Consider the following 23145-nt stretch of genomic DNA (forward strand, 5'->3'; position numbering starts at 1 on the left):
TCTGGCGGTTGCGCATGGTAGCACCGGCCTCGCGCGGCGCTCAACAATGCCCCGTGTGGCCCGCAGTCGCGGTATGCTGCGCGGCATTATTCACATAAGGAAACATGATTCATGGCAGGAAGCAGTTTGCTGGTGCTGATCGACGACATCGCCACCGTTCTGGACGACGTTGCGTTGATGACCAAAATGGCTGCCAAGAAGACCGCCGGCGTGCTCGGCGACGACTTGGCGCTCAACGCCCAGCAGGTCTCCGGTGTGCGCGCGGAGCGGGAAATTCCCGTCGTGTGGGCAGTGGCCAAGGGTTCTTTCGTCAACAAACTGATCCTGGTGCCGTCGGCGCTGGCGATCAGTGCGTTCGTGCCATGGCTGGTGACGCCGCTGTTGATGGTCGGTGGTGCGTACCTGTGTTTCGAAGGTTTCGAAAAGCTCGCGCACAAGTTCCTGCACAGCAAGGCCGAAGACGAGGCTGAGCACGCCCAGTTGGTTGTAGCCGTAGCTGATCCGGCCACCGATCTGGTGGCGTACGAGAAGGACAAGATCAAGGGCGCCATCCGCACCGACTTCATCCTGTCGGCGGAAATCATCGCCATTACCCTCGGCACCGTGGCCGATGCTTCGCTGACCCAGCAAGTGATCGTGATGTCGGGCATCGCCATCGTCATGACCGTGGGCGTTTACGGTCTGGTGGCCGGTATCGTCAAACTCGACGACCTCGGTCTGTGGCTGACTCAGAAGCCCGGGCAGATGGCCAAAAGTATCGGCAACGGCATCCTGCGCGCCGCGCCGTACATGATGAAAAGCCTGTCGGTGATCGGCACGGCGGCGATGTTCCTGGTCGGTGGTGGCATCCTGACCCATGGCGTACCGGTGGTGCATCACTGGATCGAAAGCGTCGGCGCTGCGGCCGGAGGCGCCGGGTTCGTGGTGCCGATGCTGTTGAACGGCGTGGCGGGAATCATCGCGGGTGCAGTGGTGCTGGCGGGTGTGACCGTAATCGGCAAAGTCTGGAAAGCGCTGAAGGGTTAAATCCAGAGGCAAACAAAAAGGCCATTCGACTCGTATCGAATGGCCTTTTTTGTGGTTGGCGTTTTTACTCGGCGATCTGCAACTTGCGCGACTCGGTGTAGACGTAGCGCACCTTCTCGTACTCGAACGGTGAGTTCAGCTGACCATAACGGAAGCTGGTCTGATAGCGCTTGTCGACGGCACGCAAGGCCCACACTTCCGGGTGGTTGGAGCTGACTTCCGAGACATTGAGGAAGTTGATCGCGGACTCGGCGGTGTAGTCCACGGCCAGGCCCGCGGTATCGCGCAGGTTCGACGGACCGAGGATCGGCAGCACGAAGTAAGCGCCGCCCGGTACGCCGTAGAAGCCCAGGGTCTGGCCGAAGTCTTCGCTCTGGCGCGGCAGGCCCATGGCGGTGGCCGGATCCCAGAGCCCGGCGATGCCGATGGTGGTGTTGAGCAGCAGGCGCGCGGTGGTTTCCATCGAGCGCTTGCCCTTGAACTGCAACAGGCTGTTGACCAGGTTCGGTACGTCGCCAATGTTGTTGAAGAAGTTGCTCACGCCGGTGCGCACGAAGCTCGGGGTGATGTAGCGATAGCCATCGACCACCGGCAGGAACACCCATTGGTCGAAGCGGTAGTTGAAGTGGTAGACGCGGCGGTTCCACTCTTCCAGCGGGTCGTAGACGTTCAGCGCGCTGAGGGTCGAGCGCTCGAACTCGCGCTGATCCAGCCCCGGGTTGAACTTGAGTTTGGACAACGGCTCCTTGAAACCGTCGCTGTCGATGACCACCGGTGCATTGGCCTTGCTGTTGTCGGCCTGGGCCATACCTGCACTGAGGAGCGCTGCAATCAGCAGGAGATATTTAGCCACGGAAGAACTCCAGCATGGCGTCGCTGTTGACGCGGTAGTTAAGGTTGCCGCAATGGCCGCCCAGCGGGTAAACGGTCAGGCGATCGCCGAAGGTGCGGCGCAGGAAACCGAGGTCGCCCGGGCCGAGGATCACGTCGTCAGCGTTGTGCATGACGGCGATTTTCGGGCTGTCGTGCAGGTAATCCTTCAACGCATACAAGCTCACCTGATCGATCAGTTGCAGCAGGCTGCCGCCGTCGGTGCGGGCGCGCCACATCGGAATCACCTGTTCGGTGAGGTAGCAGTCGAAGTCGCATTGCAGCGCACGCTTGAGGAACGGCGTGAGGCTGGTGCCTTCGGTGATCGGGAATTTCGGCGGAGTGATCAGGCCGCGACGGTTGATCAGGTCCGAAGTGAACGCGATATCCGCCGCCGAGAAGCGGAACGAAGTGCCGATCAGCATCGCCATCTGCTCGTTGCTCAGGTGCTGCTTGGATTGCTGGAAGTCATAGAGCAGTGCATCGTTGAGGTCGATGTAGCCCTTTTGCTGGAAGTAGCGGGTCAGTTTGCTCAGCACCAGTTCATAGAACGTGGTGCTGTTGTTGATGCCCTTGACCTCGGTCTGCACCAGCTTGTCGAGGTTGGTGATCGAGGTGTAGAGGTTGACCGGCGGATTGAGCAGCAGGACTTTCTTGAAGTTGAAGCTGCGCCGGGTTTCGTCCAGATGGGCAACGAACGCCGCGTCCAGGGCGCCGAGGCTGTAGCCGCTGAGGTAATAGTCGGTGACCGGCAGCTTCGGGTTCTGCGCCCGCACGGCCTGCATCACCCGGTACATGTCTTCGGCGTCTTCCTTGGTCACGCCGGGGGTGGCGAAACGCGAGGCAGCGCTCATGAAGTCGAAGCTGGTCGGCGATGACAGCTGCACCACGTGGTAGCCGGCCTTGTAATAAAGCTTCTTCAGGTATTCGTTGAGCGTGCTGTCGTAGCGCGCGCCGGTGCCGGCGATCAGGAAGATCAGCGGTGCGGCCTTGTCCTGAGTGGCGATGCGGTAAGTCAGTTTTTTTACCGGCCAGAAATTGTCCGGCAGGATGAATTCGCGCTCGGGACGCAGGGTGACGCTGCGATCAGCCTGATCGATGTCGTCGTCCAGTGGCAGTTCCGGGCGCAAGTCCGGTGGCGTGGTGGCGATGGTCGCCTCGAACGGGTTGGTCAGGGGATAGCCATAGCTGGCGGCGTCGATATCCACCGCCAGCGCGGACGCACTCAGAATAAGGCCGCCAAACAAGGCGGCGAAGCGCAAGGAACGGAGCATGACTGGATCCCTTAGAGGAAGGTGCCGAATGAAGTTCGCAGGCTATGACCACCGGGTTTGCGCCAAAGTGCCATGCCACGACACCAAACTGACAGAATTCGGAGTAATAGTAGCCGGACGATACACTTTGCAAGGAAGGAATGACCAGTTAAGAGTTGTTAGCCCTTGCGTATGCGCAGCGGCAGATTAAGCTGGCCGCCGATTTCATCGATTGGAGTGTTCCATGTCCCGCCGCTTGCCCGTGATTCTGCTGCTCCTTCTGTTGCCGTTGTGGCTGGCTGCCAGTTATGGCGCGCGTTATGGCTTCATGGAAGATGCGCAGTGGGTGGGCATTTGCGTGGATGAGGCGAGCCGCTGGGAGTGCTCGGTGCGCTCGAACCTGGGCCTGATGATTCATTTCCAGCTGCTGGGTTGGGCGGCGATCGCTGCAGCCGTGCTCGGTTTTGTCGTGCCGGGCCGGGCAGGGTGGTGGCTGGCGGCGCTGGCGCTGGTGTTCGGGTTGCCGGCGCTGGCGCTGTACAACACGACGCTGGCGGTGTTTGCGCTGGTGATTGCCGGGTTGCGGCTGGTTAGATAGTCAGCCATCGCTGGCAAGTCAGCTCCCACATTTGATCTATTTGGACGCAGAACCTGTGGCAGGCAGCAATCCTGTGGGAGCGGGTTTGCCAGCGAAGAGGCCGGTTCAGCCTCTGAAGGTCAGCGGTTGCGAACCCGCAGGCAGCGCCACAACGCAGCCACCATCAACACGCTGACCAGCGCCCAGCCCCAGGCCTGCTGATTCTGCAATCCTTCACGGAACAGCTGCGGCGCAATGCCCGCGCCGATGATGAAGGTCAGCAAGGCGATCTCCCGACGGGCGACATTGACCGGACGGCACAGGTAAACCAGCGCCGGCAGAATGAACGCCACGCTTGGAAAGCTGCGATAGCGCGGATCGAACACCAGCTCGAGCATCATCACGGCGGCGGCGAAACCGGCTGCCGCTACCAGCCAGCCGGCCCGTCGCTCGAAAGCGTTGAACGCCCGCTCACGCCAGCCATTGCGGGCGCTCAAGGTCAGCGCGGCATGGGTCAGCACCAACAGATTCAGAGCGGTCAGCAATCCGACCCACAGCCATTCGCTGGCAAACCGCGTGGTCACCCGCGCCAGATCGCCCCAGGCGCCGATCGAGCAGGCGGCGAGGGCGCCGAGCAGCGGCAGGATCAGCGCCGAGCGCGTCGTGCGAACCCGGCCGCCCAGCAGTAATGTTCCGAGGAAGATCAGCCCGCCGACTGCCAGCCACTGCGACCAGTACGGCACATTCGACACCGGCCCGGCCAACACGCCTTTGTCCTGGCGATCCGTATCGAACAGCCCCCAGTAACCGCCGACCGCACCTTCGCTGCCGCGCTTCCACGGCTGATCAAACGCTTCGATCAGGTTGTAACGCCAACCCTCTTGTTCGGCGAGGGTGACAAAGCCGCGAATGAACTTGGCCTCGTTGACCCGGCTCGGCAACGCGGTCTCACGCTGGCGACCTTCGCTCGGCCAGCCGGTTTCGCCGATCATCACGTCCTTGGGCGCGAATTTGTTGCCGAAAACCTGGCGCACTTGCGCCACATGTTGCAGCGCGGCGTCGATGTTCGACGGATCGTCTTCCCAATACGGCAGCAAATGAATGGTCAGGAAATCCACCGCCGGCGCGATTTCCGGGTGCTTGAGCCAGAACTCCCAGACATCCGCATAGGTGACTGGCTGCTTGATGTGGCTCTTGACCCTGTTGATCAACTTCACCAGTTGGGTGGCGGTGACCTCCTTGCGCAGCAAGGCTTCGTTGCCGACGATCACGGCGCTGACCACGTCCGGGTTGGCGTTGGCCGAAGCGATCAGCAGATCGACTTCCTTCTCGGTGTCCACCGGATTGCTGTTGACCCACGCGCCGATCATCAACTTCAAACCATGCTTGCGCGCCAGATCCGGCAGCGCTTCGAGGCCGGTCATCGAGTAGGTGCGAATGCATTCGAAGCGGGTCGCGAGCAGGGCGAGGTCGGCGTCCATGCGCTCCGGGCGCAGTTTGAACGGCACGTCGAACGGCGACTGGTCCTTATCGAATGGCGTGTAGGAGGCGCATTGCAGCTTGTGGGTGGGGGTGGCGACGTCCGGCAGGATCACTGGTTTACCGAGGCCGTACCAGAAACCGCACAGGGCAAACAGCCCGAGCAGGCAGGCGAACAGATAAGGAAGAAAGGGCAAACGGGAGGTCGCGGACATGGTCAGGCCGAGTGGCTGCAAAGCGACGCATGTTACCTGCATTTATACGGAGGTTGGTGGCTCGCACGATTTTGACATGCAAAGTTCGGGCGGATTGTCTGGCGCCAAATATCCGGACGCAGTTAATGGCTTTCTGATGTCGTTTCTCGTTGCCTTGAGGTCGCTGACAGAGCAGGTCGCTGCGTGCGTCAGGTTGATGATCGGACTCATCAGTACTCCGCTGATGTTCGAACGAGTTTGCGAACGGGCGTGATGGGGGCGCCGAGCACCATAACAACACGTTGACGATGCCCGGCATCCGTCGGGCGCAGCATTTCGGGGAAGTAACGATGAAGATGCGACGACTTTTAGGCGCAGGTGCCGCTCTGGTACTTGCGATGGGCTCCACACTCGCCAGTGCTGAAACCAAGACCCTGAACATCGGCTACGTTGACGGCTGGTCCGACAGCGTCGCGACCACCCACGTGGCGGCCGAAGTGATCAAGCAGAAACTCGGCTACGACGTGAAACTGCAAGCCGTCGCCACCGGCATCATGTGGCAGGGCGTTGCCACCGGTAAACTCGACGCCATGCTTTCGGCCTGGCTGCCGGTGACCCACGGCGAATACTGGACCAAGAACAAGGATCAGGTCGTCGATTACGGCCCGAACTTCAAGGACGCGAAAATCGGTCTGATCGTGCCGGAGTATGTGAAAGCCAAGTCGATCGAAGACCTGAAAACCGATGACACTTTCAAGAACCGCATCGTCGGCATCGATGCCGGGTCAGGCGTGATGCTCAAGACCGATCAGGCGATCAAGGATTACGGCCTCGACAAATACACCCTCAAGGCCAGTTCCGGCGCCGGCATGATTGCCGAGCTGACCCGCGCCGAGAAGAAAAACGAATCCATCGCTGTCACCGGCTGGGTGCCGCACTGGATGTTCGCCAAGTGGAAACTGCGCTTCCTCGACGACCCGAAAGGCGTGTACGGCGCAGCTGAAACCGTGAACAGCATCGGCAGCAAGGAACTGGCGACCAAGGCACCGGAAGTGGCCAAGTTCCTGAAGAACTTCCAGTGGGCTTCGAAAGACGAAATCGGCGAAGTCATGCTGGCGATTCAGGACGGTGCAAAACCTGACGCAGCGGCCAAGGATTGGGTTGCCAAGCACCCGGATCGGGTTGCCGACTGGACCAAGTGATTTAAGCCGAAGCGTCTAATCTGCGCTTCCCAGGGCCGCCCGACATGACAGTCGGGCGGCCTTTTTTGTTTGTCCTCTATTAATAGGCAGGGATGGCGGTTTTCGGCTGGTCTGGAAATTGGCAAAAACGTCATGGCGTTCTACTACTAAGGTCGTCTGGAACCCGGCTCGCAGCCGCATACAGTGGATACGTTCCAAAAATAAAAATCTGTGCTGCGAGGATAAAAACAATGAACGACAGCATTTACCTCTCGATTCAGAACAGCCCGCGCTTCAAGGAGCTGGTCAAGAAAAGAGAAAGGTTCGCCTGGATACTCTCGGCGATCATGCTCGGGCTCTACTCCGGCTTCATCCTTCTGATCGCGTACGGGCCGCAAGTGCTCGGGACGAAAATCAGCCCCGAATCATCCATCACCTGGGGCATCCCGATCGGTGTCGGACTGATTGTCTCGGCCTTCATCCTGACCGGCATTTATGTACGCCGCGCCAATGGCGAGTTCGACGACCTGAACAACGCGATTCTCAAGGAGGCTCAGCAATGATCCGGCGTCTACTGGCTCTTTTGAGCATCGCAGCGTTTGCTCCAGCCGTCTGGGCCGCTGACGCCCTGACCGGCGAAGTCCACAAACAACCGCTCAACGTTTCCGCGATCGTCATGTTCGTGGCGTTCGTTGGCGCGACCCTGTGCATCACTTACTGGGCGTCCAAACGCAACAACTCTGCGGCCGACTACTATGCGGCGGGCGGCAAGATCACCGGTTTCCAGAACGGTCTGGCGATTGCGGGCGACTATATGTCGGCGGCGTCCTTCCTGGGGATTTCCGCGCTGGTGTTCACCTCCGGCTACGACGGCCTGATCTACTCGATCGGCTTCCTGGTGGGCTGGCCGATCATTCTGTTCCTGATCGCCGAGCGTCTGCGCAACCTGGGTAAATACACCTTTGCCGACGTGGCGTCCTACCGCCTTGGGCAAACCCAGATCCGCACCCTGTCGGCCTGCGGTTCGCTGGTGGTGGTGGCGTTCTACCTGATCGCGCAAATGGTCGGTGCCGGCAAGCTGATCCAGCTATTGTTCGGTCTCGACTACCACGTTGCGGTGATTCTGGTCGGTATCCTGATGTGCCTGTACGTGCTGTTCGGCGGCATGCTGGCGACCACCTGGGTGCAGATCATCAAGGCGGTGCTGTTGCTGTCCGGTGCCTCGTTCATGGCGCTGATGGTGATGAAGCACGTCAACTTCGACTTCAACACCCTGTTCTCCGAAGCCATCAAGGTCCACGCCAAGGGCGAAGCGATCATGAGCCCGGGCGGTCTGGTAAAAGATCCGATCTCGGCGTTCTCCCTGGGCCTGGCGCTGATGTTCGGTACCGCCGGCCTGCCGCACATCCTGATGCGCTTCTTCACTGTCAGCGACGCGAAAGAAGCCCGCAAGAGCGTGCTGTACGCAACCGGTTTCATCGGTTACTTCTACATCCTGACCTTCATCATCGGCTTCGGCGCGATCCTGCTGGTCAGCACCAACCCGGCCTTTAAAGATGCGGCTGGCGCTCTGCTCGGCGGCAACAACATGGCGGCGGTGCACCTGGCCAACGCCGTGGGCGGCAGCGTATTCCTCGGCTTCATCTCGGCGGTGGCGTTCGCGACCATTCTGGCGGTCGTGGCGGGCCTGACCCTGGCCGGTGCTTCGGCGGTGTCTCACGACCTGTATGCCAGCGTGATCAAGAAGGGCAAGGCCAACGAGAAGGATGAGATCCGCGTTTCGAAGATCACCACCATCGCACTGGGCGTTCTGGCCATCGGCCTGGGCATCCTGTTCGAAAGCCAGAACATCGCGTTCATGGTCGGCCTGGCGTTCTCCATCGCGGCGAGCTGCAACTTCCCGGTGCTGCTGCTTTCGATGTACTGGAAGAGGCTGACCACCCGAGGCGCCATGATTGGCGGCTGGCTGGGGCTGGTGAGTGCGGTGGGTCTGATGATTCTCGGCCCTACCATCTGGGTGCAGATTCTGCATCATGAGAAGGCGATCTTCCCTTACGAGTATCCTGCGTTGTTCTCGATGATCATTGCGTTCATCGGCATCTGGTTCTTCTCGGTCACCGATAAGTCGGCCGAAGCCGAGAATGAGCGTGCGCTGTTCTTCCCGCAGTTTGTGCGTTCGCAGACTGGGTTGGGGGCTAGTGGGGCGGTTTCGCACTGAGGCTTTTAGGTTGAATATGTAGGTTGATTTGAATGGAAATGCCCTGGTCGAGAGATTGGGGCATTTTTTTTGTGGGCGGTTATCGGACTTTCTTTGGGGTGGTTTTGATTTGTGTGTATATCCGTTGCTGCGGTAACGGCTGCTTGGGGTTCCGCCCTTACGGCGGGTCACTTTTGGCAAACGCCCCAAAAGTAACCAAAAGGTCTCTAACCCTGACGTACGGCCCCTCGCTGAGGCTCGGGGTTCCTTCGCTCCGGGATTGATCCGGGGGCATCGCCTACGGTTTGCTTCGCTGCACCTCCTCTCGATGTGTTTGGCTTCGCCAAACGGTCGCTGCGCTCCCACCCCCGGATCAATCCCTCCACTCAGCCTGCCGACGGGCCCTGCGATCAAAAGCGGTACTCGAGCTAACGCTCATCGTTTTGAGTGGGGGGAGCAGGGCGTGTTTGGCTTTGGTTTTGTGGTGGGTTTACCCCTCCCCCCAGCCCTCTCCCCGAGGAGAGGGAGCCGATTTTTGTGCTTTTCAGAGCCTGAGTTCGACGCGGTATTGCACATCGGCACAACTCTCCCAATCAACTCGGTCGGTCCCCTCTCTCTTCGGGAGAGGGCTAGGGTGAGGGGCTCTTGATCTGGCTCTTGATCTGCTTTTGTTTTTTGCCCCTTCGGCAGGCCGAGCGTAGGTGTCCATAAGGGGGTAGGCGCGCAGCGCCGTGCGGCGAAGCCGCATACATCGAGAGGAGGTGCAGCGAAGCAAACCGTAGGCGATGCCCCCTGATGGACACCGTAGCGAGGGAACGCTGAGCCTAGGCGAAGTGCCGTACGCCGGGGCAAAAGCCTTTTGCTTACTTTTCGGCGTTTGGAAAAGTGAGTCGCTGTAAGAGCGAAACCGCCAGCGGCAGCACCCGAAGAAACGGATATGTACCCAATAAACAAAAAAACCAGTCGGCCCAAAGGCCGCTGAGATGAAGCAAACAAAAACGGCCCCCATTCACATGGAGGCCGTTCCCGGTACAGCGCTAAGACGCTATCGCAAGACAGCTCTTATTTGCGGTCTTCCAGCTTGGTGATATCCCGCGACTCGTAGCCGGTGTACAGCTGGCGAGGACGGCCAATCTTGTACGGGCTGGAGAGCATTTCCTTCCAGTGCGAAATCCAGCCGACAGTACGTGCCAGGGCGAAGATCACAGTGAACATGCTGGTCGGAATGCCGATCGCCTTGAGGATGATCCCCGAGTAGAAGTCGACGTTCGGGTACAGCGAGCGTTCGATGAAGTATGGGTCGGTCAGGGCGATCTCTTCCAGGCGCATGGCCAGTTCGAGTTGCGGATCGTTCTGGATGCCCAGTTCCTTCAAGACTTCGTCGCAAGTCTGCTTCATCACGGTCGCACGTGGGTCGCGGTTCTTGTAGACCCGGTGACCGAAGCCCATCAGCTTGAACGGATCGTTCTTGTCCTTGGCCTTGGCGATGAACTTGTCGATGTTCGAGACATCGCCGATTTCATCGAGCATGGTCAGCACGGCTTCGTTCGCACCGCCGTGGGCAGGGCCCCACAGTGCGGCGATCCCGGCGGCGATGCAGGCGAACGGGTTGGCACCCGAGGAGCCCGCCAGACGCACGGTGGAGGTCGAAGCGTTCTGCTCGTGGTCGGCGTGGAGGATGAAGATCCGGTCCATGGCCTTGGCGAGTACCGGGCTGATCGGTTTGATCTCGCACGGGGTGTTGAACATCATGTGCAGGAAGTTTTCCGCGTACGACAGGTCGTTGCGCGGGTACATCATGGGTTGGCCCATGGAGTACTTGTAAACCATCGCGGCCAGGGTCGGCATCTTGGCAACCAGGCGGATCGCGGAGATTTCGCGATGCTGCGGGTTATTGATGTCGAGGGAGTCGTGGTAGAAGGCCGAGAGGGCGCCGACTACACCACACATGACGGCCATCGGGTGGGCGTCACGGCGGAAGCCGTTGAAGAAGGTTTTCAGCTGTTCGTGAACCATGGTGTGGTTCTTCACGGTGCCGACGAACTGGGCCTTCTGTTCTGCGGTCGGCAGTTCGCCGTTGAGCAGCAGGTAGCAGGTTTCCAGGTAGTCCGACTTTTCAGCCAGCTGTTCGATCGGGTAGCCGCGGTGCAGCAGGATGCCGTTGTCGCCGTCGATATAGGTGATCTTCGATTCGCAGGAAGCGGTCGACATGAAACCGGGGTCGAAAGTGAAGCGGCCCGTGGCCGTCAGGCCCCGAACATCGATAACATCGGGACCAACGGTGCCGGTTAAAATGGGCAGCTCGACGGGGGCTGCGCCCTCGATGATCAACTGCGCTTTTTTGTCAGCCATGTGGCCTCCTATTTATGCTTGAAATCATCAGACAGACCCCCCACGCAGGGCCCGCACCACTATAGTGAGATAAATTCGAATGTCAATTTGCCTAAAGTCTTGCTCCAGAAGGCTTTAACCGTACTTTTTCCTCGAAATTGCCTGCCATTTACGCCTTTTATACGACTTGTGCAATCCGCTATTGGGGGTAGGCGATTGCGTTGTCATTAGTAGCCTAACTGTCTATACTCGGCGACCGACCGCCAAGGGCTTTTGGGCTTGCTTTCATTGGGGGTCGCATCCCTGGGTGGTGGTTACCTGACCAGTGCACTCCCCAACAACTTTGCCCTGATTGTTAGGGGCTCTTCAGTGTGAAAAAAAAAGCCGTGAAAAGCCAACGACCTGTAAACCTAGACCTAAGGACCATCAAACTCCCCATCACCGGCGTTACGTCGTTTCTTCACCGTGTTTCCGGCATCATCCTCTTCCTGGGACTTGGCATCATGCTTTATGCATTGGGCAAATCCCTGGGTTCCGAGGAAGGTTATGTCGAGGTGAAGGCATGCTTGACCAGCCCGCTGGCCAAGTTCGTAGCATGGGGCCTCCTGTCCGCTCTTCTGTATCACCTGGTTGCCGGTGTGCGCCACTTGATCATGGACATGGGCATCGGTGAGACGCTGGAAGGCGGCCGCCTGGGCTCGAAACTGATCATCGCCGTTTCCGTGGTGCTGATCGTTCTGGCAGGAGTTTGGATATGGTAACCAGCGTTACAAACCTTTCGCGTTCAGGCCTCTATGACTGGATGGCACAGCGTGTGTCTGCGGTCGTTCTCGCGGCTTATTTCATATTCCTGATCGGCTACCTCGCCGCGAACCCGGGCATTGGCTACGACCAATGGCACGGCCTGTTCGCCCACAACGGAATGCGTATCTTCAGTCTGCTGGCACTGGTTGCCCTGGGCGCTCACGCCTGGGTCGGCATGTGGACCATCGCGACCGACTACCTGACGCCAATGGCGCTGGGCAAGTCCGCGACTGCAGTACGTTTCCTTTTCCAGGCAGTATGCGGCGTCGCGATGTTCGCTTACTTCGTCTGGGGTGTGCAGATTCTCTGGGGTATCTGATTCATGGCTAACATTCCAACGATTTCTTTCGACGCCATCATTATTGGTGGCGGCGGTGCCGGCATGCGCGCAGCGCTGCAACTGGCACAGGGTGGTCACAAGACTGCCGTGATCACCAAGGTTTTCCCGACCCGTTCGCACACTGTGTCCGCACAGGGCGGCATCACCTGCGCCATCGCTTCGGCCGACCCGAACGATGACTGGCGCTGGCACATGTACGATACCGTCAAGGGTTCCGACTACATCGGTGACCAGGACGCTATCGAATACATGTGTCAGGAAGGCCCGGCTGCCGTTTTCGAGCTGGACCACATGGGTCTGCCGTTCTCGCGTACCGAGCAAGGCCGTATCTACCAGCGTCCGTTCGGCGGTCAGTCGAAGGATTACGGTAAAGGCGGGCAGGCTGCCCGTACTTGCGCCGCATCCGACCGTACCGGTCACGCGCTGCTGCATACCCTTTATCAGGGCAATCTGAAGGCCGGTACCACGTTCCTGAACGAGTACTACGCTGTCGACCTGGTGAAAAACCAGGAGGGCGAATTCGTCGGTGTGATCGCGATCTGCATCGAAACCGGCGAAACCACCTACATCCGCGCCAAAGCCACCGTACTGGCTACCGGCGGTGCAGGTCGTATCTATGCCTCCACCACCAACGCCCTGATCAACACCGGTGACGGCGTCGGCATGGCTCTGCGTGCTGGCGTGCCGGTACAAGACATCGAAATGTGGCAGTTCCACCCGACCGGCATCGCCGGCGCCGGTGTGCTGGTTACCGAAGGTTGCCGTGGTGAAGGTGGTTACCTGATCAACAAGCACGGCGAGCGTTTCATGGAGCGTTATGCTCCGAACGCCAAAGACCTTGCCGGTCGTGACGTGGTTGCCCGCTCGATGGTTAAAGAAATCATCGCCGGCAACGGTTGCGGTCCGAATGGCGACCACGTGATGCTCAAGCTCGACCACCTGGGCGAGGAAGTGCTGCACAGCCGTCTGCCAGGCATCTGCGAACTGTCGAAGACTTTCGCACACGTTGACCCGGTGGTTGCTCCGGTTCCGGTTGTTCCGACTTGCCACTACATGATGGGCGGCGTTGCCACCAACATTCATGGCCAGGCGATCACCCAGGACGCCGAAGGCGTGGATCAGATCATTCCTGGTCTGTTCGCTGTAGGTGAAGTGGCTTGCGTATCGGTTCACGGTGCCAACCGTCTGGGCGGCAACTCGCTGCTCGACTTGGTGGTATTCGGCCGCGCTGCCGGCCTGCACCTGGAGAAGGCGCTGACCGACGGCATCGAGTACGACGACGCTACCGAAGCCGACATCGAAGCTGCCCTGGCGCGTCTGAACGCCCTGAACAACCGTACCGACGGCGAAGACGTCGCTACCCTGCGTCGCGAGCTGCAAAGCTGCATGCAGAACTACTTCGGCGTATTCCGTACCGGCGAATACATGCAGAAGGGTATTGCCCAGCTGGCCGATCTGCGCAAGCGCATCGCCAACGTGAAGATCAACGATAAGTCGCAGGCGTTCAACACTGCACGTATCGAAGCGCTGGAACTGCAAAACCTGCTGGAAGTGGCTGAAGCTACCGCCATCGCTGCCGAAGTACGTAAAGAGTCCCGCGGTGCTCACGCCCGTGAAGACTTCGAAGACCGTGACGACGAAAACTGGCTGTGCCACACCCTGTACTTCCCGGGTGAGAAACGCGTTGCCAAGCGTGCCGTTAACTTCTCGCCGAAGACTGTTCCGACTTTCGAACCTAAAGTCCGGACTTATTAAGGGTGACCGCCATGTTGCAAGTCAGTGTTTATCGTTACAACCCTGATCAGGACGCTGCGCCGTTCATGCAGGAATTCCAGGTTGATACCGGTGGTAAAGACCTGATGGTGCTGGACGTGCTGGCCCTGATCAAAGAGCAGGACGAAGGTTTCTCCTATCGTCGCTCCTGCCGTGAAGGTGTCTGCGGCTCCGACGGCATGAACATCAACGGCAAGAACGGCCTGGCGTGCATCACGCCGCTGTCCGCTGTCGTCAAGGGTAACAAGCTGATCGTTCGTCCGTTGCCAGGTTTGCCGGTTATCCGTGACCTGGTTGTCGATATGAGCATCTTCTACAAGCAATACGAGAAGGTTAAGCCATTCCTGCAGAACGACACGCCGGCTCCGGCCATCGAGCGTCTGCAGTCCCCTGAAGAGCGTGAAAAGCTCGACGGTCTGTACGAGTGCATCCTGTGCGCCTGCTGCTCGACCTCTTGCCCGTCCTTCTGGTGGAACCCGGACAAGTTCCTGGGTCCGGCTGCCCTGCTGCAAGCGTACCGCTTCCTGGCAGACAGCCGTGACACCAAGACGTCCGAGCGTCTGGCGTCCCTCGATGACCCGTTCAGCGTCTTCCGCTGCCGGGGCATCATGAACTGCGTCAACGTATGTCCGAAAGGCCTGAACCCGACTAAGGCCATCGGTCACATCCGTAACATGCTGCTTTCGAGCGGCGTTTGATTCAGCTGCTGTAACCGCTGTACCCGCAGAGGGCTTAGGCGCGGGCTTCAACCCGCGCCATGGCTATAACCAGAGCAGCAGCCATAAGCTGCGGCTCTTATTTTGAAGAAATGAGACAAGCAGGGGCATCCGGGCTGGTACCCGGACTATCAGTGTGATCCTAAGTGGCTTGTTTTGGTCGCTGCATTCGGACTTCTGCAAGCTTGCTCGGTGTCGGCACCGATGGTGTTCCCCTAACCGAGGGTGACCAAGCATGCAAGAAAGCGTGATGCAGCGCATGTGGAACAGCGCCTACCTTTCAGGTGGAAACGCTGCCTATGTGGAAGAGCTCTACGAGCTCTACCTGCACGACCCTAACGCTGTGCCAGAAGAGTGGCGCACCTACTTTCAGAAGCTGCCTGCCGACGGCAGCTCTGCCACCGATGTTTCGCACTCCACAATTCGCGATCATTTCGTGCTGCTGGCAAAGAACCAGCGCCGCGCCCAACCGGTTTCCGCCGGCAGCGTGAGCAGTGAGCACGAGAAGAAGCAAGTTGAAGTGCTGCGATTGATCCAGGCCTACCGTATGCGTGGCCACCAGGCAGCCCAGCTTGACCCGCTGGGGCTGTGGCAGCGTCCTGCACCTGCAGACCTGTCGATCAATCACTACGGCTTGACCAATGCCGATCTTGATACGACCTTCCGTGCCGGCGACCTGTTCATCGGCAAAGAGGAAGCGAGCCTACGCGAAATTCACGAAGCGTTGCAGCAGACATATTGCCGCACCATCGGCGCTGAATTTACGCACATCACCGATTCCGAGCAGCGCCAGTGGTTCCAGCAGCGTCTGGAAAGCGTGCGTGGACGTCCGGAATATTCCGCGGACATCAAGAGCCACCTGCTCGAGCGCGTGACGGCCGGTGAAGGCCTGGAAAAATACCTGGGTACCAAATACCCGGGCACCAAGCGTTTCGGTCTGGAAGGCGGCGAAAGCCTGATTCCGATGCTCGACGAACTGATCCAGCGTTCCGGTTCCTACGGCACCAAGGAAGTCGTCATCGGCATGGCCCACCGTGGCCGTCTGAACGTACTGGTCAACACCTTCGGCAAGAACCCGCGCGAGCTGTTCGACGAATTCGAAGGCAAGAAGAAGGTCGAGCTGGGTTCCGGTGACGTTAAATACCACCAGGGCTTCTCGTCCAACGTAATGACCACCGGCGGTGAAGTTCACCTGGCCATGGCGTTCAACCCGTCCCACCTGGAAATCGTTTCCCCGGTGGTCGAGGGTTCGGTTCGCGCCCGTCAGGATCGTCGCAACGATTCGACCGGTGAGAAGGTTCTGCCGATCTCCATCCACGGTGACGCGGCATTCGCCGGTCAAGGCGTGGTGATGGAAACCTTCCAGATGTCGCAGACCCGCGGTTTCAAGACCGGCGGTACCGTGCACATCGTGATCAACAACCAGGTCGGTTTCACCATCAGCAACCCGCTGGACTCGCGTTCCACCGAGTACGCGACCGACGTTGCGAAGATGATCCAGGCGCCGATCCTCCATGTGAATGGCGATGATCCGGAAGCCGTACTGTTCGTGACCCAGCTGGCCATCGACTACCGCATGCAGTTCAAGCGTGACGTGGTGATCGACCTGGTCTGCTACCGTCGTCGCGGCCATAACGAGGCCGACGAGCCAAGCGGCACCCAGCCTCTGATGTATCAGCAGATCACCAAGCAGCGCACCACCCGTGAGCTGTACGCTGATCGTCTGACCCAGAGTGGTGTGCTGGACGCCGAACGTGTTCAGGCAAAAGTCGACGAATACCGCAACGCGCTGGACAACGGTCTGCACGTCGTGAAATCGCTGGTCAAAGAGCCGAACAAAGAGCTGTTCGTGGACTGGCGTCCGTATCTGGGCCACGCCTGGACTGCGCGTCACGACACTCGCTTCGACCTCAAGACCCTGCAGGAACTGTCCGCCAGGCTGCTGGAAATTCCGGAAGGCTTCGTGGTTCAGCGTCAGGTCGCGAAGATCTACGAAGACCGTCAGAAGATGCAAGCCGGCGGCCTGCCGATCAACTGGGGTTATGCCGAAACCATGGCGTACGCGACCCTGGCGTTCGAAGGTCACCCGATCCGCATGACCGGTCAGGACATCGGCCGCGGTACGTTCTCGCACCGTCACGCTGTGCTGCACAACCAGAAAGATGCCGGTACCTACATTCCGCTCAAGCATCTGTATGAAGGTCAGCCACGCTTCGACCTGTACGACTCGTTCCTGTCGGAAGAAGCCGTACTGGCGTTCGAATACGGTTACTCGACCACCACGCCGAACGCGCTGGTGATCTGGGAAGCCCAGTTCGGCGACTTCGCCAACGGTGCGCAGGTTGTTATCGACCAGTTCATCACCAGCGGCGAGCACAAGTGGGGCCGTCTCTGCGGTCTGACCATGTTGCTGCCACACGGCTACGAAGGTCAGGGCCCTGAGCACAGCTCGGCGCGTCTTGAGCGTTACCTGCAGCTGTGCGCCGAGCACAACATTCAGGTGTGCATGCCGACCACCCCGGCCCAGATCTACCACTTGCTGCGCCGTCAGGTGATTCGCCCGCTGCGCAAGCCATTGGTCGTTCTGACTCCAAAGTCGCTGCTGCGCCACAAGCTGGCCATCTCGACCCTGGAAGACCTGGCCGAAGGTTCGTTCCAGACCGTTATCCCGGAAATCGATGCCCTGGACCCGAAAAAGGTCGAGCGCATTGTTCTGTGCAGCGGCAAGGTCTACTACGACCTGCTGGAAAAGCGTCGTGCCGAAGGCCGCGAAGATATCGCCATCGTGCGTATCGAGCAGCTGTACCCGTTCCCTGAGGACGACTTGAAAGAAGTCCTGGCTCCTTACACCAATGCCAAAGCGGCCGTGTGGTGTCAGGAAGAGCCGATGAACCAGGGCGCCTGGTACTGCAGCCAGCACCACCTGCGTCGCAGCATCAGCAACCTCAACAAATCTCTCGTACTCGAGTACGCGGGCCGTGAGGCTTCTGCTGCCCCAGCATGTGGTTACGCATCGATGCACGCCGAGCAGCAGGAGCAACTGCTGCAAGACGCGTTTACCGTTTAACGCCTTCGCGCACCTGAAACCGAATTTAAGGAACCACAGATAATGGCTATCGAGATCAAAGCCCCCACTTTCCCGGAATCGGTTGCCGATGGCACCGTTGCCACCTGGCACAAACAACCGGGCGACGCCGTCAAGCGTGACGAACTGATCGTCGACATCGAAACCGACAAAGTCGTACTGGAAGTGCTGGCTACCGCCGACGGCGTGCTGGGCGCAATCGTCAAGGGCGAGGGCGAAACCGTCCTGTCCGACGAAGTCCTGGGCTCCATCGTTGAAGGCGGCGCTGCTGCCGCTGCTCCGGCTGCCGCTGCTGCTCCGGCCGCTGCCGCCGCTGCACCTGCTGCCGCTGATGGCGAAGACGACCCGATCGCTGCTCCTGCCGCGCGCAAGCTGGCTGAAGAGAACGGCATCAACATCGCTTCCGTTGCCGGCACCGGCAAAGGCGGTCGCGTGACCAAGGAAGACGTAGTTGCAGCCGTTGCTGCCAAGAAAGCCGCTCCGGCTGCCGCGCCTGCCAAGGCTGCTGCTCCGGCCGCCGCCGCTCCTGTGTTCGCCGCTGGCGACCGCATCGAGAAGCGCGTGCCGATGACCCGCGTTCGTGCCACCGTTGCCAAGCGTCTGGTTGAAGCTCAATCGAACATGGCGATGCTGACCACTTTCAACGAAGTCGACATGACCGAAGTCATGGCCCTGCGTTCGAAGTACAAGGACCTGTTCGAGAAGTCCCACAACGGCGTACGCCTGGGCTTCATGTCGTTCTTCGTGAAGGCTGCCACCGAAGCACTGAAACGCTTCCCGGCGGTCAACGCTTCGATCGACGGCAACGACATCGTTTACCACGGTTATGCCGACATCGGCGTCGCTGTTTCCAGCGACCGTGGCCTGGTGGTTCCGGTTCTGCGTAACGCCGAACACATGAGCCTGGCTGAAATCGAAGGCGGCATCGCCACCTTCGGCAAGAAAGCCCGTGACGGCAAACTGTCGATGGACGAAATGACCGGCGGTACTTTCACCATCACCAACGGTGGTACCTTCGGTTCGATGATGTCGACCCCGATCGTCAACCCGCCGCAGGCAGCGATTCTGGGCATGCACAACATCATCCAGCGTCCGATGGCCATCAATGGTCAGGTCGTGATCCGTCCGATGATGTACCTGGCACTGTCCTACGATCACCGTCTGATCGATGGCAAAGAAGCTGTAACCTTCCTGGTGACCATCAAGAACCTGCTGGAAGATCCGGCTCGTCTGTTGCTGGATATCTGATAGAAGCAGTCACGCGCTGCAAGCTTCAAGCTGCGGGAAAACGCAGCCTGGCTTGCAGCGCGCGGCTTGAAGCTTTTCGCTAAAGAGGATTTTTTGAATGTCGCAGAAATTTGACGTAGTAGTGATCGGTGCGGGCCCTGGCGGCTACGTGGCAGCTATCAAGGCCGCGCAACTCGGCCTGAGCACTGCCTGCATCGAGAAGTACACCGATGCTGAAGGCAAGCAAGCCCTGGGCGGCACCTGCCTGAACGTAGGCTGCATTCCTTCCAAGGCGCTGCTGGACAGCTCCTGGAAATACAAGGAAGCGAAAGAAAGCTTCAATGTCCACGGTATCTCGACCGGCGAAGTCAAAATGGACGTCGCTGCGATGGTTGGCCGCAAGGCTGGCATCGTCAAGAACCTGACCGGCGGTGTTGCCACCCTGTTCAAGGCCAACGGCGTCACTTCGATCCAGGGCCACGGCAAACTGCTGGCCGGCAAGAAAGTCGAAGTCACCAAGCCGGACGGCTCGGTTGAAGTCATCGAAGCCGAAAACGTCATCCTGGCGCCAGGCTCGCGTCCGATCGACATTCCACCGGCTCCGGTCGACCAGAAAGTCATCGTCGATTCGACTGGTGCTCTGGAATTCCAATCCGTACCTAAGCGTCTGGGCGTGATCGGCGCTGGTGTGATCGGTCTGGAACTGGGTTCGGTCTGGTCGCGTCTGGGTGCAGAAGTGACTGTCCTGGAAGCCCTGGACACCTTCCTGATGGCAGCGGACACCGCTGTTTCCAAGGAAGCGCTGAAAACCCTGACCAAGCAGGGTCTGGACATCAAACTGGGCGCTCGCGTAACCGGCTCGAAAGTGAACGGCGACGAAGTCGTTGTGAACTACACCGACGCCAACGGCGAACAGTCCATCACTTTCGACAAGCTGATCGTAGCCGTTGGTCGCCGTCCGGTGACCACTGATCTGCTGGCTGCCGACAGCGGTGTGGAAATCGACGAACGCGGTTTCATCGCGGTCGATGACTACTGCGTAACCGCCGTACCGGGCGTTTTCGCCATTGGTGACGTGGTTCGCGGCATGATGCTGGCCCACAAAGCCTCGGAAGAGGGCATCATGGTTGTCGAGCGCATCAAGGGCCACAAGGCCCAGATGAACTATGACCTGATCCCTTCGGTTATTTATACTCACCCGGAAATCGCATGGGTCGGTAAAACCGAGCAGGCCTTGAAAGCTGAAGGCGTTGAAGTTAACGTCGGCACCTTCCCGTTCGCAGCCTCCGGCCGTGCCATGGCCGCCAACGATACCGGTGGTTTCGTCAAGGTCATCGCCGATGCCAAGACTGACCGCGTATTGGGCGTGCACGTGATTGGCCCGAGCGCCGCAGAACTGGTTCAGCAGGGCGCGATCGGTATGGAATTCGGCACCAGCGCTGAAGACCTGGGCATGATGGTTTTCTCCCATCCGACCCTGTCTGAAGCGTTGCACGAAGCCGCTTTGGCAGTGAATGGCGGCGCCATCCACATTGCCAACCGCAAGAAGCGTTAAGACACAATAAGAAACCACGGCGGTGTCGGCCCGTCGTGAGCCTTGCGTGCAAGACTCACCGCGGAATGTCCGCTGGACGCAGCCTTGCGTAGCTGCACCGGGTATCCGGAAAGGCTACGCAAGCAGCAGTCACAGGTGGCGCGGCACTCATAAAGAGCGCAGCGCCGAATGCGCAGTACCTAACGAAGACGGTAAAAAGCATGAATCTTCACGAGTATCAGGGTAAGCAGCTGTTCGCTGAATACGGCCTGCCAGTTTCCACTGGTTTCGCAGTAGACACCCCGGAAGCAGCAGCAGAAGCTTGCGACAAAATCGGCGGCAACGAGTGGGTTGTCAAAGCCCAGGTTCACGCCGGTGGTCGCGGTAAAGCGGGCGGCGTCAAGCTGGTTCGCAGCAAAGAAGACGCCAAAGCCTTCGCACAGCAGTGGCTGGGCAAGCGTCTGGTGACTTACCAGACTGACGCCAACGGCCAGCCAGTCACCAAGATCCTGGTTGAATCGTGCACTGATATCGCTAAAGAGCTGTACCTGGGCGCTGTCGTTGACCGTTCGAGCCGTCGCATCGTGTTCATGGCTTCCACCGAAGGTGGCGTGGACATCGAGAAAATCGCTCACGACACTCCAGAAAAAATTCTGAAAGCCACGATCGATCCACTGGTTGGCGCTCAGCCATTCCAGGGTCGCGAGCTGGCATTCCAGCTGGGTCTGGAAGGCAAGCAGGTTGCTCAGTTCGCCAAGATCTTCGTAGGTCTGGCCAAGCTGTTCAAGGATCACGACCTGGCTCTGCTGGAAGTGAACCCGCTGGTGATCAAGGCTGACGGCGATCTGCACTGCCTGGACGCCAAGATCAACATCGACGCCAACGCAATGTACCGTCAGCCTAAGCTGAAGACTTTCCACGATCCGTCGCAGGACGATCCGCGCGAAGCGCACGCTGCCAAGTTCGAACTGAACTACGTAGCGCTGGAAGGCAACATCGGCTGCATGGTGAACGGTGCCGGCCTGGCCATGGGTACCATGGACATCGTCAACCTGCACGGCGGCAAGCCAGCCAACTTCCTCGACGTAGGTGGTGGTGCTACCAAAGAACGCGTAACCGAAGCTTTCAAAATCATTCTGTCCGACAGCAATGTCGCTGCAGTACTGGTTAACATCTTCGGCGGCATCGTTCGTTGCGACATGATTGCCGAAGGCATCATCGGTGCAGTGAAAGAAGTCGGCGTGAAAATCCCGGTTGTTGTTCGTCTTGAAGGCAACAACGCTGAACTGGGCGCTAAAGTACTGGCAGAAAGCGGTTTGAACATCATCGCTGCTACCAGCCTGACCGACGCTGCTCAACAAGTCGTTAAAGCTGCGGAGGGCAAGTAATGAGCGTCCTGATCAATAAAGACACCAAAGTCATCTGCCAGGGTTTCACCGGCGCGCAGGGTACTTTCCACTCCGAACAAGCCATTGCCTACGGCACCAAAATGGTTGGCGGCGTGACGCCAGGCAAGGGTGGCACCACTCACCTGAACCTGCCTGTGTTCAACACCGTGAAAGAAGCTGTAGAAGCCACTGGCGCCACCGCCAGCGTGATCTACGTTCCGGCTCCTTTCTGCAAGGACTCGATCCTGGAAGCAGCGTTCGGCGGCATCAAGCTGATCGTCTGCATCACCGAAGGCATTCCTACCCTGGACATGCTGGACGCCAAAGTTAAGTGCGACGAGCTGGGTGTTACCCTGATCGGCCCTAACTGCCCAGGCGTGATCACCCCAGGCGAATGCAAGATCGGCATCATGCCAGGTCACATTCACTTGCCAGGCAAGGTCGGTATCGTTTCCCGTTCCGGCACCCTGACTTACGAAGCTGTGAAGCAGACCACTGACGCCGGTTTCGGTCAGTCGACTTGCGTCGGCATCGGCGGTGACCCGATCCCGGGTTCGAACTTCATCGACATCCTGAAGCTGTTCCAGGAAGACCCGAAGACCGAAGCGATCGTCATGATCGGCGAGATCGGCGGTTCGGCTGAAGAAGAAGCGGCTGCCTACATCAAGGCCAACGTGACCAAGCCGGTTGTTTCCTACATCGCGGGTGTGACTGCTCCTCCGGGCAAGCGCATGGGCCATGCTGGCGCAATCATCTCCGGCGGCAAAGGCACTGCAGACGAGAAATTCGCTGCTCTGCAAGACGCAGGCGTGAAAACCGTGCGTTCGCTGGCAGACATCGGCAAGGCCCTGGCCGAGCTGACTGGCTGGGAAGTGAAGAAGTAAGCTTCGGCTGATTTCTCTGCTCCAGCAACAAAGGCCACCTTCGGGTGGCCTTTGTCGTTTCTGGCGTTCGGGTGGACGATGGCAATTTATAAGCACTCACCCAATAACATGCAAAAACGCGACACAGAAACGTCGCGTATCGGATAGTTCGCCCTCTAACAGTGCGTTTGTCGGGCAAATTCGTTAGGCTAGCCGCCATTTTTGCGTCTGCCGCCCACAAGGCATGCAACGCGCTAAACGGGTCAGTCTTATACGGATTGACAGCATTTCCCTAACCCCACAGGGA

18 protein-coding genes are annotated in these 23145 nt (G+C 59.2%); 14 read left to right on the plus strand and 4 right to left on the minus strand.

Translation table 11 applies throughout. From position 1 onward, the window contains the following. The first annotated feature begins 111 nt into the window (after nucleotides 1-111). The gene (locus L6D81_RS21625; RefSeq protein WP_236181865.1) at nucleotides 112-1026 is read left to right on the plus strand and encodes a DUF808 domain-containing protein; all 915 of its coding nucleotides are present in this window, start codon (nucleotides 112-114) and stop codon (nucleotides 1024-1026) included. A gap of 64 nt (nucleotides 1027-1090) precedes the next feature. Here L6D81_RS21625 and L6D81_RS21630 read toward each other — a convergent pair whose 3' ends face one another. Both L6D81_RS21630 and L6D81_RS21635 read right to left on the minus strand, forming a co-directional pair. After that, entirely contained in the window at nucleotides 1091-1879 is a 789-nt protein-coding gene (locus tag L6D81_RS21630; RefSeq protein ID WP_236181866.1) for an MlaA family lipoprotein, read from the minus strand. Continuing rightward, on the minus strand, nucleotides 1872-3170 hold the full coding sequence (locus L6D81_RS21635; RefSeq protein ID WP_085747084.1) for a serine/threonine protein kinase: 1299 nt from the start codon (nucleotides 3168-3170) through the stop codon (nucleotides 1872-1874). The genes L6D81_RS21630 and L6D81_RS21635 overlap by 8 nt, the downstream gene beginning before the upstream one ends. A gap of 223 nt (nucleotides 3171-3393) precedes the next feature. Here L6D81_RS21635 and L6D81_RS21640 point away from each other — a divergent pair, with 223 nt between their 5' ends. Continuing rightward, a complete protein-coding gene (locus L6D81_RS21640; protein ID WP_236181867.1) occupies nucleotides 3394-3747 on the plus strand; it encodes a hypothetical protein in 354 nt (117 codons plus the stop codon). Between the two features lie 119 nt (nucleotides 3748-3866). On the opposite strand, the gene L6D81_RS21645 is transcribed toward L6D81_RS21640, so the two are convergent. Continuing rightward, nucleotides 3867-5462 (minus strand): glycoside hydrolase family 17 protein, encoded by a 1596-nt coding sequence (locus L6D81_RS21645; RefSeq protein ID WP_236181868.1) that lies wholly within the window; start codon nucleotides 5460-5462, stop codon nucleotides 3867-3869. A 287-nt stretch (nucleotides 5463-5749) separates the two neighbouring features. Here L6D81_RS21645 and L6D81_RS21650 point away from each other — a divergent pair, with 287 nt between their 5' ends. The 3 genes from L6D81_RS21650 (at nucleotide 5750) to L6D81_RS21660 (ending at nucleotide 8798) form a co-directional block, all read left to right on the plus strand. Then, nucleotides 5750-6601 (plus strand): glycine betaine ABC transporter substrate-binding protein, encoded by an 852-nt coding sequence (locus tag L6D81_RS21650; protein ID WP_236181869.1) that lies wholly within the window; start codon nucleotides 5750-5752, stop codon nucleotides 6599-6601. A 230-nt stretch (nucleotides 6602-6831) separates the two neighbouring features. Then, the gene (locus L6D81_RS21655; RefSeq protein ID WP_011333111.1) at nucleotides 6832-7143 is read left to right on the plus strand and encodes a DUF485 domain-containing protein; all 312 of its coding nucleotides are present in this window, start codon (nucleotides 6832-6834) and stop codon (nucleotides 7141-7143) included. Further along, nucleotides 7140-8798: a cation acetate symporter gene (locus tag L6D81_RS21660; RefSeq protein ID WP_236181870.1), complete on the plus strand. Its 1659-nt coding sequence runs from the start codon at nucleotides 7140-7142 to the stop codon at nucleotides 8796-8798. Before L6D81_RS21655 ends, L6D81_RS21660 begins: the two co-directional genes overlap by 4 nt. A gap of 1041 nt (nucleotides 8799-9839) precedes the next feature. Here L6D81_RS21660 and gltA read toward each other — a convergent pair. Beyond that, nucleotides 9840-11129 carry a citrate synthase gene (gene gltA / locus L6D81_RS21665; RefSeq protein WP_007959044.1) on the minus strand — a complete coding sequence of 430 codons (1290 nt, stop codon included), beginning with the start codon at nucleotides 11127-11129 and terminating at the stop codon, nucleotides 9840-9842. Nucleotides 11130-11494: 365 nt separating this feature from the next. Here gltA and sdhC point away from each other — a divergent pair, with 365 nt between their 5' ends. The 9 genes from sdhC (at nucleotide 11495) to sucD (ending at nucleotide 22859) form a co-directional block, all read left to right on the plus strand. Then, nucleotides 11495-11869 (plus strand): succinate dehydrogenase, cytochrome b556 subunit, encoded by a 375-nt coding sequence (gene sdhC, locus L6D81_RS21670; RefSeq protein ID WP_011333113.1) that lies wholly within the window; start codon nucleotides 11495-11497, stop codon nucleotides 11867-11869. Next, the gene (gene sdhD / locus L6D81_RS21675; RefSeq protein WP_007977503.1) at nucleotides 11863-12231 is read left to right on the plus strand and encodes a succinate dehydrogenase, hydrophobic membrane anchor protein; all 369 of its coding nucleotides are present in this window, start codon (nucleotides 11863-11865) and stop codon (nucleotides 12229-12231) included. Before sdhC ends, sdhD begins: the two co-directional genes overlap by 7 nt. Nucleotides 12232-12234: 3 nt before the next feature. Beyond that, nucleotides 12235-14007, plus strand: coding sequence for a succinate dehydrogenase flavoprotein subunit (gene sdhA / locus L6D81_RS21680; protein ID WP_011333114.1), 1773 nt, complete (start codon nucleotides 12235-12237; stop codon nucleotides 14005-14007). Between the two features lie 11 nt (nucleotides 14008-14018). Beyond that, the gene (locus L6D81_RS21685) at nucleotides 14019-14723 is read left to right on the plus strand and encodes a succinate dehydrogenase iron-sulfur subunit (RefSeq protein WP_007959035.1); all 705 of its coding nucleotides are present in this window, start codon (nucleotides 14019-14021) and stop codon (nucleotides 14721-14723) included. A gap of 253 nt (nucleotides 14724-14976) precedes the next feature. Continuing rightward, the gene (locus tag L6D81_RS21690; protein WP_236181871.1) at nucleotides 14977-17808 is read left to right on the plus strand and encodes a 2-oxoglutarate dehydrogenase E1 component; all 2832 of its coding nucleotides are present in this window, start codon (nucleotides 14977-14979) and stop codon (nucleotides 17806-17808) included. Nucleotides 17809-17850: 42 nt separating this feature from the next. Continuing rightward, nucleotides 17851-19074: a 2-oxoglutarate dehydrogenase complex dihydrolipoyllysine-residue succinyltransferase gene (gene odhB / locus L6D81_RS21695; RefSeq protein ID WP_085648494.1), complete on the plus strand. Its 1224-nt coding sequence runs from the start codon at nucleotides 17851-17853 to the stop codon at nucleotides 19072-19074. Nucleotides 19075-19171: 97 nt separating this feature from the next. Next, entirely contained in the window at nucleotides 19172-20608 is a 1437-nt protein-coding gene (gene lpdA / locus L6D81_RS21700; RefSeq protein ID WP_236181872.1) for a dihydrolipoyl dehydrogenase, read from the plus strand. Between the two features lie 200 nt (nucleotides 20609-20808). Beyond that, a complete protein-coding gene (gene sucC / locus L6D81_RS21705) occupies nucleotides 20809-21975 on the plus strand; it encodes an ADP-forming succinate--CoA ligase subunit beta (protein WP_007959029.1) in 1167 nt (388 codons plus the stop codon). Then, complete coding sequence (gene sucD / locus L6D81_RS21710) at nucleotides 21975-22859, plus strand: succinate--CoA ligase subunit alpha (protein WP_011333119.1); 885 nt, start codon at nucleotides 21975-21977, stop codon at nucleotides 22857-22859. Before sucC ends, sucD begins: the two co-directional genes overlap by 1 nt. The last annotated feature ends 286 nt before the right edge of the window (nucleotides 22860-23145 follow it).

The sequence above is a fragment of the Pseudomonas sputi genome, from assembly GCF_021603585.1.
Taxonomy (GTDB): Bacteria; Pseudomonadota; Gammaproteobacteria; order Pseudomonadales; family Pseudomonadaceae; genus Aquipseudomonas; species Aquipseudomonas sputi.

Coding starts and splice junctions, on each gene's coding strand:
- L6D81_RS21625 (WP_236181865.1), top strand. CDS start 112: ATGGCAGGAAGCAGTTTGCTGGTGCTGATCGACGACATCGCCACCGTT.
- L6D81_RS21635 (WP_085747084.1), bottom strand. CDS start 3,170: ATGCTCCGTTCCTTGCGCTTCGCCGCCTTGTTTGGCGGCCTTATTCTG.
- L6D81_RS21640 (WP_236181867.1), top strand. CDS start 3,394: ATGTCCCGCCGCTTGCCCGTGATTCTGCTGCTCCTTCTGTTGCCGTTG.
- L6D81_RS21645 (WP_236181868.1), bottom strand. CDS start 5,462: ATGCAGGTAACATGCGTCGCTTTGCAGCCACTCGGCCTGACCATGTCC.
- L6D81_RS21650 (WP_236181869.1), top strand. CDS start 5,750: ATGAAGATGCGACGACTTTTAGGCGCAGGTGCCGCTCTGGTACTTGCG.
- L6D81_RS21655 (WP_011333111.1), top strand. CDS start 6,832: ATGAACGACAGCATTTACCTCTCGATTCAGAACAGCCCGCGCTTCAAG.
- L6D81_RS21660 (WP_236181870.1), top strand. CDS start 7,140: ATGATCCGGCGTCTACTGGCTCTTTTGAGCATCGCAGCGTTTGCTCCA.
- gltA (WP_007959044.1), bottom strand. CDS start 11,129: ATGGCTGACAAAAAAGCGCAGTTGATCATCGAGGGCGCAGCCCCCGTC.
- sdhD (WP_007977503.1), top strand. CDS start 11,863: ATGGTAACCAGCGTTACAAACCTTTCGCGTTCAGGCCTCTATGACTGG.
- sdhA (WP_011333114.1), top strand. CDS start 12,235: ATGGCTAACATTCCAACGATTTCTTTCGACGCCATCATTATTGGTGGC.
- L6D81_RS21685 (WP_007959035.1), top strand. CDS start 14,019: ATGTTGCAAGTCAGTGTTTATCGTTACAACCCTGATCAGGACGCTGCG.
- L6D81_RS21690 (WP_236181871.1), top strand. CDS start 14,977: ATGCAAGAAAGCGTGATGCAGCGCATGTGGAACAGCGCCTACCTTTCA.
- odhB (WP_085648494.1), top strand. CDS start 17,851: ATGGCTATCGAGATCAAAGCCCCCACTTTCCCGGAATCGGTTGCCGAT.
- lpdA (WP_236181872.1), top strand. CDS start 19,172: ATGTCGCAGAAATTTGACGTAGTAGTGATCGGTGCGGGCCCTGGCGGC.
- sucC (WP_007959029.1), top strand. CDS start 20,809: ATGAATCTTCACGAGTATCAGGGTAAGCAGCTGTTCGCTGAATACGGC.
- sucD (WP_011333119.1), top strand. CDS start 21,975: ATGAGCGTCCTGATCAATAAAGACACCAAAGTCATCTGCCAGGGTTTC.